Consider the following 12777-nt stretch of genomic DNA (forward strand, 5'->3'; position numbering starts at 1 on the left):
TCCAGCGGGCACAGCGCGGTGCTCTGAATCTTCGAGCCCCTACCGCTTCTGCAGGAGATGTCTCCATGACTGTCGCAGCCCGACCTGTCGTCCTGATCGCCGAAGAACTCTCCCCGGCCACCGTCGAGGCGCTCGGCCCCGACTTCGAGATCCGGCACGCCAACGGCGCCGACCGCGCCGAGCTGATCCCGGCCATCGCCGACGTCGACGCCATCCTGATCCGGTCGGCCACAAAGGTGGACGCCGAGGCGCTGGCAGCCGCCAAGAGGCTGAAGGTCGTCGCCCGCGCCGGTGTCGGCCTGGACAACGTCGACGTGAAGGCCGCTACCCAGGCCGGCGTGATGGTCGTCAACGCGCCGACCTCCAACATCGTCAGCGCCGCCGAGCTCGCCGTCGCGCTGCTGCTGGCCGCGTCCCGCCGGGTCCCGGCCGCCGACCTCTCGCTGAAGAACGGCGAGTGGAAGCGCAGCAAGTTCTCCGGCGTCGAGCTGTACGAGAAGACCGTCGGCATCGTCGGGCTGGGCAAGATCGGCGTCCTGGTCGCGCAGCGGCTGGCCGCCTTCGGCATGAACGTGATCGCCTACGACCCGTACGTGCAGGCCGGCCGCGCCGCCCAGATGGGGGTCCGGCTCGCCTCCCTGGACGAGCTGCTCGCGGCCAGCGACTTCATCTCCGTGCACCTGCCGAAGACGCCGGAGACGATCGGCCTGATCGGCGACGAGCAGCTGCACAAGGTGAAGCCCGAGGTCATCATCGTGAACGCGGCCCGCGGCGGCATCGTCGACGAGGCAGCGCTGTACTCCGCGCTGAAGGAGGGCCGCGTCGCCGGCGCCGGCCTGGACGTGTTCGCCACGGAGCCGTGCACCGACTCCCCGCTGTTCGAGTTCGAGAACGTCGTCGCCACCCCGCACCTGGGCGCCTCCACCGAGGAAGCGCAGGAGAAGGCCGGGATCGCGGTCGCCAAGTCCGTCCGGCTCGCGCTGTCCGGTGAGCTCGTCCCCGACGCGGTCAACGTCCAGGGCGGCGTGATCGCCGAGGACGTCCGGCCCGGCATCGCGCTGACCGAGAAGCTCGGCCGGATCTTCACCGCCCTGGCCGGTGGCGTCGCCCAGCAGCTCGACGTCGAGGTCCGCGGCGAGATCACGCAGTACGACGTGAAGGTGCTCGAGCTGGCCGCGCTGAAGGGTGTCTTCGCGGACGTCGTCGAGGACAACGTGTCCTACGTGAACGCTCCGCTGCTGGCGGCCGAGCGTGGCCTCGAGGTCCGGCTCATCACCGACCACGACAGCCCGGAGCACCGCAACCTGATCACCCTGCGCGGCACCCTCGCCGACGGCGGCCAGGTGTCGGTGTCCGGCACGCTGGTCGGCGTGAAGCAGTCCGAGCGGCTGGTCGAGATCGACGGCTTCGACCTGGAGGTCGAGCTGTCCGAGCACCTGGCGTTCCTGAGCTACGAGGACCGGCCGGGCATCGTCGGCCAGGTCGGCCGGATCCTGGGCGAGTCCGACATCAACATCGCCGGCATGCAGGTCAGCCGCGACCGCAAGGGCGGCAAGGCGCTGGTCGCGCTGAGCGTGGACTCCACCATCACCCCCGCGATCCTCGACGACATCGCCACCGCGGTGCAGGCCGACACCGCCCGCACCGTCGACCTCGAGGTCTGACCGACGACACCCCCGGGCCCGCAAGTGACCCGGGGGTAAGGGCAGACTGGTCGCCAAGGACCGGCCTGCCGCCCGCAGGCGCATGGCGGCCGGCCAGGGCCCAGGTTCTCCCACCGGGAGAGCCTGGGCCCACCTTTGTTCACGGCGTTGGAGTACTCAGCGCCTGGTAGCGAGGAGTACTGCGGCGTCGGGGGCGACCATCACCTCGACGGTGGTGAAGCGCTTGTCCTGGAGCCAGTCCTGGCGCAGCGTGTCGACGCGGCCTTCGTACATCGGGGGCCAGCCCATCGACGGGGTGAAGTCGTCCAGGACGACGAAGCCGCCTGGCTCGACGGCCTCGGCGACCACGTCGCGGGCGGAGAGCTTGGCCTCGCGGGCGTCCACGAACAGCAGCGAGAACGGGCCCCGCTCGATCAGCGCGGTCCAGTCCGCCGCCAGCACCTCGATCCGGCCGTCGTCGGCGAACAGTTCCGCGACCACCTGGGCCAACTGCGGGTCACTCTCGGCGGTGACGATCTTGGTGCCCTCGGTCGCGCCGTGCCGCAGCCAGGCCGAACCGACCCCGCAGCCGGTGCCGACCTCGCCGAGCGTCCCGGTGCGTGAGGCCGCCAAGGTGGCGAGCAGCCGACCGGTCTCGTTGCGGGTCGCACTGACGAATCCACGCCGGCCGGACAGGCTGAGGGCCGCTGAAACCAGCGGCGGAAGTTCTGGGGGAGCGCTCACCGGTTGAGACTTGCACAGCATCGGGCCAGCCTTGTCACTGGGATCTCATATTGCGGGACAGGCTGCCCGCATTGTGGCGAATTAGTCGGACGTCAGAGTATCTTCGTCCCCATCATGCAGTTCGCGGTACGCCTTATTCGCTGCCGCGCCGGGGTTCGCTAAGGCCGACCCCCCGGCGCGGGTTCCGGCGTACCTCCCGCCCGGTAGCGCCATCGTCGGCCGTTTTGACAGCGAGTCCGAACGGGAGAGCAGCATGTACGAGATGTATCCGGCCAACTGGAAGGTCGTCGACGGACGCGAGCGCAAGGCCGCCCGCCGTCGCCGCCCCGCCCCACGCCAGGCCGAGACCCAGCCAGTGCAAGAGGCCATGAACCGCCGCGACAACGGGGGAGAACCCAAGAAGTGAGCACGCAACAGACCTTCACGCTGGCCGTCGTCGGTGGCGACGGGATCGGACCCGAGGTCACCGTGGAGGCCCTCAAGGTCCTCGACGCGGTCAGCGCGAACTACGGCGTCACCTTCCAGCGGACCGAGTACGACCTCGGCGCCAAGCGCTGGCACGCGACCGGCGAGACGCTGCCGGACGCCGAACTCGAGGAGATCCGCCGGCACGACGCGATCCTGCTCGGCGCCGTCGGCGACCCGACCGTGCCGTCCGGCGTGCTCGAGCGCGGCCTGCTGCTGAAGCTCCGGTTCGCCCTCGACCACTACGTGAACCTGCGGCCGTCGAAGATCTACCCGTCGGTCGGCTCGCCGCTGGCGAACCCGGGCGAGGTCGACTTCGTCGTCGTCCGCGAGGGCACCGAGGGCCCGTACGTCGGCAACGGCGGCGCGCTCCGGGTCGGTACGCCGGCCGAGATCGCCACCGAGGTCTCGGTCAACACCGCGTACGGCGTCGAGCGGGTCGTCCGCGACGCGTTCGCCCGGGCGCAGGCACGGCCGCGCAAGAAGCTGACGCTGGTCCACAAGAACAACGTGCTGGTGCACGCCGGTCACCTGTGGAAGCGGACCGTCGACGCCGTCGCGACCGAGTTCCCCGAGATCACCGTGGACTACCTGCACGTGGACGCGGCGACGATCTTCCTGGTCACCGACCCGGCCCGGTTCGACGTGATCGTCACCGACAACCTGTTCGGCGACATCATCACCGACCTGGCCGCCGCGATCAGCGGCGGCATCGGCCTGGCCGCGAGCGGCAACATCAACCCGGACAAGACCGCGCCGAGCATGTTCGAGCCGGTGCACGGCTCCGCGCCGGACATCGCCGGCCAGCAGAAGGCGGACCCGACGGCAGCGATCCTGTCCACCGCGCTGCTGTGCGACCACCTCGGCCTGACCGAGGCGGCGGCCGCGATCGAGGCCGCCGTGACGGCCGACATCGAGGAGCGCACCGGCGCCGCCCGGACCACGGCGGAGATCGGTGACGCGATCGCCAAGCGCGCTGCAGGCTGACGGTGTGGAATGAGCTGGGAGAGGCTCGCATGACCACTTCGGCTAGAGGTACGGTGCCGCTATGAGCGCCGATCTAGAGTTCACCGTTGAGCCAAACACCCAACCGGCCAGCGACGACCAGCGCGCCCAGACCCTGGCGAACCCGGGATTCGGGCAGAACTTCTCCGACCACATGGCGATCGCCACGTGGACCCGCGAGAACGGCTGGCACGACGCGAGGATCACCGCCTTCGGTCCGCTGGAGCTTTCTCCCGCGACCTCGGTGTTCCACTACGCCCAGACCATCTTCGAGGGGATGAAGGCCTACCGCCACCCCGACGACTCGATCCACCTGTTCCGGCCGGAGGCCAACGCGGCCCGGTTCGCCAAGTCCGCCCACCGGCTCGCCCTGCCGGAACTGCCGGAGGCGGCCTTCCTGGACTCGCTGCGCAAACTGGTCGAGGTCGACAGGGCCTGGGTCCCCGCCGGTGGCGAGACCTCGCTGTACCTGCGGCCCTTCATGTTCGGCTCCGACCCGTTCCTCGGCGTCCGCCCGTCCGCGCAGGTGACGTACTGCGCGATCGCGTCGCCGGCCGGCTCGTACTTCGCCAACGGCGTCAAGCCGGTCCGGATCTGGCTGAGCGAGGAGTACACCCGGGCGGCCCCCGGTGGCACCGGCGCGGCCAAGACGGGTGGCAACTACGCCTCGTCGCTGCTCGCCCAGGCCGAGGCCATCGAGCAGGGCTGTGACCAGGTCGCCTTCCTCGACGCGGTCGAGAAGAAGTGGATCGAGGAACTCGGCGGGATGAACCTGTACTTCGTCCTCGACGACAACTCCGTCGCCACGCCCGAACTGTCCGGCACGATCCTCGAGGGCATCACCCGCGACTCGATCCTCAAGCTCGTCACCGACCTCGGCTACACCGTCACCGAGCGGAAGATCTCGATCGACGAGTGGCGCGAGGGTGCCGCGTCGGGGCGGATCCGCGAGGTCTTCGCCTGCGGCACGGCCGCGGTGATCACCCCGGTCGCCTCGCTGAAGTGGAACGGCGGCGAGGTCCAGGTGGCCGACGGCAACGGTGGCCCGGTCACCGGCGCGGTCCGCTCAGCCCTGCTGGACGTCCAGTACGGCCGCACCAAGGACCCGCACAACTGGATGACGAAGGTCTGCTGACACCGCTGGTTCACAGCATCTTCTCAGCTGTCGGTAACGCTGCTCAGTCCTCGGGTTGGATAGGGTCGAGTCACCCGTTTCCAACCCGAGGGCAGGCAATGAGCAGCTTTCCGGACGATGTCGAGGCCTACTACGCGGAACTCGCGGACCGGCGCGACTGGCCGGCCGAGACGCGGCAGGCCGTCCGGCTGACGGTGGAGCTGATCAGGGACCTCGACCGCGGCACCGCGGCCCGGACCTACGGGGCCCGCGCGGACGAGAACGGCACCGACTGGCTGTTCGAGGCGGTCTGGCACGAGCGTGAGTGGGTCGTCGTCCGGCAGCTGCAGGTCGCCGAGGACGGCAGCATCGCGCGGTACTGGTGGCAGCGGGTGGAGGACGACGAGGGCAGCCTCACGGACCAGGCGCTGGACCGGGACGAGTGGGGTCTGCGGCCGCTGAGCCGGGAGGACTTCTACACCGCGTGGGACGACCCGGGCTGGTCGCTCACCGCCTGAACCCTTCGATATCTGGACTCGCGCGGGCGCCGCAGTACTGGTCGGCGTACTGGATGTTCGCGTTTCGAGACAATCCGCCACTCCGTGGAACTCGTGTGGCAAACTGCCAATTGTCATGAAGAACTACCAGGGCATCATTAGCTAGGCGCGCTCAGCAAGCACCACCTGAGCGCGCAGACCTCTCGCACCTTGCGGGAGGTTTTTTGTTTGCCCCAGACCAGCACAGCCCTGCCCCCACCGGAAGGCGAACCCGTGAGCACATCCGACGAGTTCCATGTCTACGACACGACCCTGCGCGACGGCGCGCAGCAGGAGGGGCTGGCGCTGTCGGTGGCCGACAAGATCGCCATCGCGCAGCACCTGGACGACCTGGGGGTCGGCTTCATCGAGGGCGGCTGGCCGGGTGCGGTGCCCAAGGACACGGAGTTCTTCGAGCGGGCCCGGACCGAGTTGCACTTGCGGCACGCGACCTTCGCGGCCTTCGGCGCGACCTGCAAGCCCGACACCGCGGCCGCCGCCGACCAGCAGGTCGCGGCGCTGCGCGAGTCCGGTGCCGCCGTCGTCACCTTGGTTGCCAAGAGCCACGACGCGCACGTCGAGCGGGCGCTGCGGACGACGCTCGACGAGAACCTGAGGATGGTCGCCGACACTGTCCGGCACCTGCGCGAGCACGGGCAGCGGGTCTTCCTCGACACCGAGCACTTCTTCGACGGCTACCGCGCCAACCGGGCGTACGCGCTGGAGGTGGTACGGGTGGCCGCCGAGGCCGGCGCTGACGTGGTCGCGCTCTGCGACACGAACGGCGGCACGCTGCCCCGCGAGTTGCAGGACATCGTCCGCGACGTCCTGGAGAACACCGGCGCCCGGCTCGGCATCCACGCCCACAACGACGGCGGGTGCGCGGTCGCCAACTCGATCGCCGCCGTCGAGGCCGGCTGCACGCACGTCCAGGGCACCATCAACGGGTACGGCGAACGCACCGGCAACGCGGATCTCCTCGCGGTGGTGGCGAACCTCGAACTCAAGCGCGGGATGGACCTGCTTCCGCCCGGCCGGCTGGCTGAGTCCTACCGGATCGCGCATGCGATCGCCGAAGTGACGAACGTGCCGCCCTCGCCCCGCCAGCCGTACGTCGGGGTATCGGCCTTCGCGCACAAGGCGGGTCTGCACGCCAGTGCCATCAAGGTGGACCCCGATCTCTACCAGCACACGGATCCGGCGCTGGTGGGCAACGACATGCGGATGCTGGTCTCCGAGATGGCCGGCCGGGCGAGCATCGAGTTGAAGGGCCGCGAACTCGGCTTCGACCTCGGCAACGACCGGGAACTGGTCAGCCGGGTGACGGACCGGGTGAAGGAGATGGAGGCGCGCGGCTACACGTTCGAGGCCGCGGACGCGTCGTTCGAACTGCTGCTGACCGAGGAGGCCGGCGGTGCCCGGGCGAGCTTCTTCGACGTCGAGTCGTGGCGGGTGATCACCGAGTCCCGGGCCGACGGTGAAGCCGTCTCCGAGGCGACGGTGAAACTGGTCGCGGGCGGGGATCGCGAGATCGTCACGGGCGAGGGGAACGGTCCGGTGAACGCGCTCGACCACGCGCTGCGGACCGCGATCGAGCGGGCGTATCCGGTCGTGCAGAAGTTCGACCTGCGCGACTACAAGGTCCGGATCCTCGACCAGGGCCACGGCACGGACGCGGTGATCAGAGTCCTGATCGAGACGGCCGACGGTGAGGGTTCCTGGGTGACGGTCGGCGTCGGTCACAACATCGTCGAGGCTTCCTGGGAGGCGCTGGTCGACGGCGTCACCTACGGCCTGCTTCGCCACAAGGAGGTCGTGCGATGACGATCGTCGCCACCCGGACAGAGGACGCCGAGCCCGCGTACGCCGTACCGGAGCGGGTGCTCACCACCTTCACCGCGGAGGTGGTCGAGACCCGAGGCCTGCTCGCGCGGATCGCAGTACAGCTGAACCCGTACGACGTACGCGAGTTGGCGCTGTGCCTCGAGACGTGCACGCTGCGGGTCGTCGTCGAGGGCGCCGGCTTCGACGCCGGCCGCGTCGCCGCCCGCCTCGACAAGATCGTCGGCGTCCTGGACGTCAGCTACAGCTGAGTCACTTCTTCAGCACGTCGCGGATCAGGTCGCGGGCGCGGTCCATGATCGCGGTCGGTGGTCCTAGCAGCAGGTTCTCCGCGGTGCCCTCGACGCCCGGATGCGGGTGGGTCGGAGCGATCGCTTCGGCCGCCCGGACCGCCTTGGCCATCGTGCGCAGCTTGCGGTCGTCGTACTGCTCGCGCAGCCGCGGGAACTCCTCCTGCTCCTCGTGCCTGGCGTGCGCCTCCACCTCGTCGCGGAGCTGGCTCAGCCGGGCCGTGAAACCCTCGTCGTCGGGGCCGAGCTTGTCGAGCTCGGCCAGGATCTCCTTGGCTGAGCGCTCCTCGGCGAGCCGAGCCTCCACCACCTCGTGACCGCCCGCGGCGCTCCGGGCCGCCGGATGCACCACCTCTTCCTCGGCGGTCTCGTGGATCGCGAGCAGCCGGACGAGGTCGCGGAACGTGTCACGCCGTAAGTTCCCGGTAGCGACCTCGAGCGTGACGAACAGGGATCGGATCTCGCCGTGCTGCCGGAGCAGCAGGTCGACGACATCCTCGTCCACGGTGTTGGTGGCCATGGGTGCCTCCTCAAAGCGGCTTACCGATGTGCGGTACCCGATAGCCGCCTGCCAAACCGCCTCAGGTTCGTTCGAGGTCCAGTGCCAGCGCAGCCGTCCAGCTGAAGTCCCGTGCCCCTCGCGCCTCGCCGGTGAACGGATCCACGTACTCCGCGAAGTCGGTGCCGGCCGCGAGTTCCAGAACGTCCGAGCGGAGACCGCCCGCCAGTGCGTCCTGATTCAGCGCGGAGAGGCCGCGGTGGATCAACCAGGCGGTGTTGAACCAACTCGGCCCGCGCCAGTACCTGCCAGGTTCGAAGGCAGGCCCGGTGAGGTCATAGCTGGGCACCATCCGGACCTCGCCGAGCCGGAACCGCGGCCCTCGCGCCGTCTCCAGCAACTCAGCCGCCTCCGCCAACCCCGGAACCAGCAACGGCACCAACCCAGAGATGGTGTCGGCCGCCACCAGTTCGCTGGTCTTCAAGTCGCGGGCGCGGAAGATACCGTCGGTGAACAGGGTGCTGAGAGACTTCGACAGGGCTTCAGCTGCCGACAGGTGAGGGCTCGGGTCGAGGGACAGTGCTGACGCGATGGAGGCGAGTGCGTGCTCTGAGGCGATCAGGAGAGCGTTGAAACAGGGGTCCTCCAGGGCGAAGGCGAACGGGGTAGTGGCGTCGTCGTAGCGGTGGTCGCGGTAGGTGGCGGCCAGTTGGACGTAGCGGCCGTAGTCCAGGTCGGTGGGGCGGTCGTCGTCGCTGGCGTGGTCGGTGTCGCGCCGCGTGAACGAGTCGAGCGGAGCCGGCTCGACCCGGGCGAGGGCGTCGTCCCAGGCGGGGCTGTTGTCCATGCCCGACTCCCACGGGTGCACGATCGCGACCAGGCCGTGACCGCCGAGGTCCCGGTGGTTGCGGAGATAGGCGTGCCAGGCGACCAGCTTCGGGTAGACCCGGGCGAGGAAGTTCCGGCGTACGGACTCTTGCTCGTCGGCCTGATGGGTGAGCCAGACGGCGAGCGCGTGCACCGGGGGCTGCACGATGCCCGAGGTCTCGACGCCGCCGCGGGTGGTGGCCTGCCAGAAGTCCGGGCCGGGGAAGTACGCGTCCCGGGCGACGGACGGAGAGAAGCTGATGTGCGGGATCCGCCCATCGGCCCATTGCGAGCCGAGCAGCGACTCCAGTTCCACCTGCGCCCGCCGCGCGGACAGATGCCGCAACCCGATCGCGATGAACGCGGAGTCCCAGCTCCACTGATGCGGATACAGCGAGTGCGACGGGACGGTCGAGTGCCCTGTCCAGTTGCCCAGCAGCACCTTGGAAGCTTGCGGCCCGATCACACGTACCGCCGAACCACAGCGGGGATCGAGCGAACGGCCTCGGCCGGATCTCCGCTCAGCCGGCACTCGACGGCGAGGTACCGGTCGTAGCCGACGGCATCCAGCGCGCCGAGGAAGGCGGCCCAGTCGAGATGCCCCGCGCCCGGCTGCAGCCGGTTCGAGTCGCTCAGCTGGACGTGCCCGATATAGGGCGCCGCGGCAACGATCGCGGCGGACGGATCGGCTTCCTCGATGTTCATGTGGTAGCTGTCGATGCCGATCCGGACCGAGTCCAGCCCGACCTCCTGGATCAGCTCGACCGCCTGCTCCAGCCGGTTGACCATGTGGTCCTCGTACCGGTTCAGCGGTTCCAGGAACAGCTCGACCCCCTCGGTCGCCGCGTGCTCACCGAGCTGCCGCAGCCCGTCCAGCAGTACTTCGCGGTCACCCGCCTCGTCGCGCGGCGGCTCGAACGGAGGCAGCCGCCGGGAGAACATCCCGTACGACGCCGGCGTCTGCGCGCCGAGTCCGCCGAGCTCGGCGATCACCGACAGCTGGGACTTCAGCTGCGTCAGCGCGTCCGCCCGCAGGTCCGGGTCGAACGCCCCGAAGAAGTGCAGCATGTCCACGCACACGGTCGGCATCACCACCCCGTCCGCCTGGGCCTTGCGCAGCTCGGGCAGCCGGTCGCGGAAGGACAGGTCGCCCCTGCCGCGCAACTCGATCGCCTGGTAGCCGGCCGCGACGGCGAACTCCCACTTCTCCTGCAATGTGGCCCCGGGCAACAGTTGCTCCTGGCAGGCGACCTTCATCGAAACCTCAGCGGGCATCAGAACTCCAGCAGTACTTGCAGGGCGTCGCCGGGACGCGTGTCGAGCAGGGTGTAGGCGTCGGCCGCGTCCTCGATCGGGACGCGGTGACTGATCAGGGGTTCGACGTCGACGGCGCCCTTGCCGACGAGGTCGAGGAAAGTCTTCTGGAGCCGGTCGACGGACCAGCGGCCGGCCAGTTCCAGCGGCACACCGCCGATCTGCGAGGAGATCAACTCGATCCGGTTGTGGTGGAACTCCTCGCCGAGCCGAAGCCCGTTGCCCTCACCCTGATAGAAGCCCGAGGCAACCACCCGGCCGCCCACTCCCACCGACCGAATCGCTTCGTGGAGGGCGGCGTACACGCCGGACAACTCGATGGCCGTGTCGGCGCCACCCAGACCACGGATCGCCTCGGCGGCGGTACCGGGGGCGAAGGATTCGATGGCACCGAAGCGGAGGGACTCGGTGCGGCGGGACTCGACGGCGTCGACGGTGACGACCCGGGCGCCACTGAGGGTGGCGAGGCGAGTGGCGAGGAGGCCGATCACGCCCTGGCCGAAGACGGCGACGAGTTCGCCGAGGTTGATCCGGGCGGACAGGATCGCGTTGAAGGCGATGGCGCCGACCCGGGCGAACGCGGCGGACGACAGCGAGACGCCCTCCGGCAGTTGGTGGCCGATCAGCTTCTCGGCCGGTACGACGGCCTCGCTCCGATGACCCCAGATACCCCAGACCTCGTCGCTGACCGCGAGCCCGGAAACGCCCTCGCCGACCTCGATCACCGAACCGGTCTCGGAGTAGCCCCAGCCGACGACGGGAAAGGCCACCCCCGCCTCGGCGTCGCGGAAGATGCGCGCGTCCGGGTCCCAGGTTCGGGTGAGGTACGGGTTCGTACCGCGGTACGCGGTCAATTCGGTGCCGGCCGAGATGCCCGAGTAGGCGGTCCGCACGCGGACGTGCCCCGGCGGCAGCGCCTCGGGCTTGAACTCCACCACCTCCGCCTGACGCGGGGCGGTGAACTGGACGACGCGTGCCACGGAAACCTCCAGAGCTGAGACTTAGGTCTTGTCAAAATACAATAGTCCTGATGTTATGCGTGATGTCAGTCCCCTGAGGAGGATGCATGTCACGTTTGGTCAGGGTGCTCTCCCTCGTGAGCGCGCTCCTGCTGACCGCCGGACTGCTGGTGTCCTGCGGCAACGAATCCGAAGCCGGTAACCAACGCAGCATCACCGTCTGGTCGCTCGAGAACGTCTCCGGCCGGTTGGAGACCACCCGAGCGATCCTGAAGAAGTTCACCGCCGACACCGGCATCGAGGTGAAGCTGGTCGGCGTCGACGAACCCCAGCTGCCGCAGCTGGTGATGGCCGCGGCCGCCGCCGGCAAACTGCCCGACGTGATCGGCGCGATGCCGCTCGCCGCTGTCCAGCAGATGTCGAGCAACGGCCTGCTCAACCCCGAAGCGGCCAAGCAGGTGGTCGACGCGCTCGGGGAGAAGACGTTCAACCCCCGCGCCCTCGAGCTGACCCGCAACGGCGACCAGCAGCTCGCAGTACCGTCGGACGGCTGGACGCAGCTGCTCTTCTACCGCAAGGACCTGTTCGCCGCGGCCGGGTTGCCCGCGCCGACGACGTACGAGGCGATCGAGAAGGCGGCGCAGACCCTCAACACCGGTGGCGTCGAGGGCATCTCGCTGGCGACGGATCCGGCGGATCCGTTCACCCAGCAGAGCTTCGAGCACCTGGCGCTCGCGAACGGCTGTGCGCTGGTCGGTCCGGACGGCAAGGTCGCGCTCGACAGCCCGGCCTGCAAGGACACCTTCAGGTTCTACGGCGACCTCGCCACGAAGTACTCCGCGGCCGGCACGCAGACCGTCGACTCCACCCGGGCGACGTACTTCGCGGGCAAGTCCGCGATGGTCGTCTGGTCCTCGTTCCTGCTCGACGAACTGGCCGGCCTGCGCGAGGACGCGCTGCCGAGCTGTGAGCAGTGCGCGAAGGACAAGGGCTGGCTGGCTCGCAACACCGGCGTGGTCACGGCGGTGCAGGGCCCGGACGGCAAGGCACCGGCGCAGTTCGGCGAGGTGGGCAGCTGGGCGGTGACGAAGACCGCGAAGACCGCCCCGTCCCGGCAGTTCGTCGAGTACCTGATGGACCAGGGCTACGAGGAGTGGTTCGGGATGGCCGCCGAGGGCAAGTTCCCGGTCCGGCCGGGCACCGCGGCGGATCCGGACAAGTTCGATCTGGCCTGGGACAAGGCCGACATCGGCGTCGACACCCGCAAGCCGCTCGCGTCCATCTACTCCGCGCCGGTGATCGACGAACTGCGCGACGGGCTCGGGAAGATGCAGCGCTGGGGCATCACCGAAGGGCAGGGCGCGCTGGTGGGCGCCACGCTCGGCGAGCTCCCGGTGCCGAAGGCAATCAGTGCACTGGCCAGTGGACAGGTGGACGCAGACGAGGCCGCCGACCAGGCCGACGCCGACGTCACCTCGATCCAGGATTCCCTCGGGTGA

13 protein-coding genes are annotated in these 12777 nt (G+C 69.4%); 8 read left to right on the plus strand and 5 right to left on the minus strand.

The features are described 5' to 3' along the window. Positions 1-65 precede the first annotated feature (65 nt). Entirely contained in the window at positions 66-1664 is a 1599-nt protein-coding gene (gene serA, locus ABD255_RS14810; protein ID WP_344214054.1) for a phosphoglycerate dehydrogenase, read from the plus strand. 156 nt (positions 1665-1820) lie between these two features. Here the strand turns inward: serA and ABD255_RS14815 are convergent, their stop codons facing one another. Then, positions 1821-2387, minus strand: a complete 567-nt coding sequence (locus ABD255_RS14815) for an O-methyltransferase (RefSeq protein ID WP_344214056.1) — start codon at positions 2385-2387, stop codon at positions 1821-1823. A 253-nt stretch (positions 2388-2640) separates the two neighbouring features. Between ABD255_RS14815 and ABD255_RS14820 the strand changes: the two genes are divergently transcribed. The 6 genes from ABD255_RS14820 (at position 2641) to ABD255_RS14845 (ending at position 7600) form a co-directional block, all read left to right on the plus strand. After that, positions 2641-2793 (plus strand): hypothetical protein, encoded by a 153-nt coding sequence (locus ABD255_RS14820; protein ID WP_344214058.1) that lies wholly within the window; start codon positions 2641-2643, stop codon positions 2791-2793. Next, the gene (locus tag ABD255_RS14825) at positions 2790-3839 is read left to right on the plus strand and encodes a 3-isopropylmalate dehydrogenase (protein ID WP_344214060.1); all 1050 of its coding nucleotides are present in this window, start codon (positions 2790-2792) and stop codon (positions 3837-3839) included. The genes ABD255_RS14820 and ABD255_RS14825 overlap by 4 nt, the downstream gene beginning before the upstream one ends. 61 nt (positions 3840-3900) lie before the next feature. Further along, positions 3901-4992 (plus strand): branched-chain amino acid aminotransferase, encoded by a 1092-nt coding sequence (locus ABD255_RS14830; RefSeq protein ID WP_344214062.1) that lies wholly within the window; start codon positions 3901-3903, stop codon positions 4990-4992. 98 nt (positions 4993-5090) lie between these two features. Beyond that, positions 5091-5489, plus strand: a complete 399-nt coding sequence (locus ABD255_RS14835) for a hypothetical protein (protein ID WP_344214064.1) — start codon at positions 5091-5093, stop codon at positions 5487-5489. 252 nt (positions 5490-5741) lie between these two features. Continuing rightward, positions 5742-7331 (plus strand): citramalate synthase, encoded by a 1590-nt coding sequence (cimA, locus tag ABD255_RS14840; RefSeq protein ID WP_344214065.1) that lies wholly within the window; start codon positions 5742-5744, stop codon positions 7329-7331. Beyond that, entirely contained in the window at positions 7328-7600 is a 273-nt protein-coding gene (locus ABD255_RS14845) for a hypothetical protein (protein WP_344214066.1), read from the plus strand. Before cimA ends, ABD255_RS14845 begins: the two co-directional genes overlap by 4 nt. A 1-nt stretch (position 7601) precedes the next feature. Here ABD255_RS14845 and ABD255_RS14850 read toward each other — a convergent pair whose 3' ends face one another. From ABD255_RS14850 to ABD255_RS14865, 4 genes are all read right to left on the minus strand, one after another. Then, positions 7602-8159 carry a hemerythrin domain-containing protein gene (locus ABD255_RS14850; RefSeq protein ID WP_344214067.1) on the minus strand — a complete coding sequence of 186 codons (558 nt, stop codon included), beginning with the start codon at positions 8157-8159 and terminating at the stop codon, positions 7602-7604. A gap of 61 nt (positions 8160-8220) precedes the next feature. Further along, the gene (locus ABD255_RS14855; protein ID WP_344214069.1) at positions 8221-9447 is read right to left on the minus strand and encodes an MGH1-like glycoside hydrolase domain-containing protein; all 1227 of its coding nucleotides are present in this window, start codon (positions 9445-9447) and stop codon (positions 8221-8223) included. A gap of 20 nt (positions 9448-9467) precedes the next feature. Further along, positions 9468-10280 (minus strand): sugar phosphate isomerase/epimerase family protein, encoded by an 813-nt coding sequence (locus ABD255_RS14860; protein WP_344214071.1) that lies wholly within the window; start codon positions 10278-10280, stop codon positions 9468-9470. Beyond that, a complete protein-coding gene (locus tag ABD255_RS14865; RefSeq protein ID WP_344214073.1) occupies positions 10280-11299 on the minus strand; it encodes a zinc-dependent alcohol dehydrogenase in 1020 nt (339 codons plus the stop codon). Before ABD255_RS14865 ends, ABD255_RS14860 begins: the two co-directional genes overlap by 1 nt. Before the next feature lie 86 nt (positions 11300-11385). Here ABD255_RS14865 and ABD255_RS14870 point away from each other — a divergent pair, with 86 nt between their 5' ends. Further along, complete coding sequence (locus tag ABD255_RS14870) at positions 11386-12777, plus strand: ABC transporter substrate-binding protein (RefSeq protein ID WP_344214075.1); 1392 nt, start codon at positions 11386-11388, stop codon at positions 12775-12777.

This window comes from Kribbella sancticallisti (genome assembly GCF_039530625.1).
Lineage (GTDB): Bacteria > Actinomycetota > Actinomycetes > Propionibacteriales > Kribbellaceae > Kribbella > Kribbella sancticallisti.

Excerpts from the sequence above, each read along its gene's own strand:
- serA (WP_344214054.1), top strand. The coding sequence starts at position 66 with ATGACTGTCGCAGCCCGACCTGTCGTCCTGATCGCCGAAGAACTCTCC.
- ABD255_RS14820 (WP_344214058.1), top strand. The coding sequence starts at position 2,641 with ATGTACGAGATGTATCCGGCCAACTGGAAGGTCGTCGACGGACGCGAG.
- ABD255_RS14830 (WP_344214062.1), top strand. The coding sequence starts at position 3,901 with ATGAGCGCCGATCTAGAGTTCACCGTTGAGCCAAACACCCAACCGGCC.
- ABD255_RS14835 (WP_344214064.1), top strand. The coding sequence starts at position 5,091 with ATGAGCAGCTTTCCGGACGATGTCGAGGCCTACTACGCGGAACTCGCG.
- ABD255_RS14845 (WP_344214066.1), top strand. The coding sequence starts at position 7,328 with ATGACGATCGTCGCCACCCGGACAGAGGACGCCGAGCCCGCGTACGCC.
- ABD255_RS14850 (WP_344214067.1), bottom strand. The coding sequence starts at position 8,159 with ATGGCCACCAACACCGTGGACGAGGATGTCGTCGACCTGCTGCTCCGG.
- ABD255_RS14860 (WP_344214071.1), bottom strand. The coding sequence starts at position 10,280 with ATGCCCGCTGAGGTTTCGATGAAGGTCGCCTGCCAGGAGCAACTGTTG.
- ABD255_RS14870 (WP_344214075.1), top strand. The coding sequence starts at position 11,386 with ATGTCACGTTTGGTCAGGGTGCTCTCCCTCGTGAGCGCGCTCCTGCTG.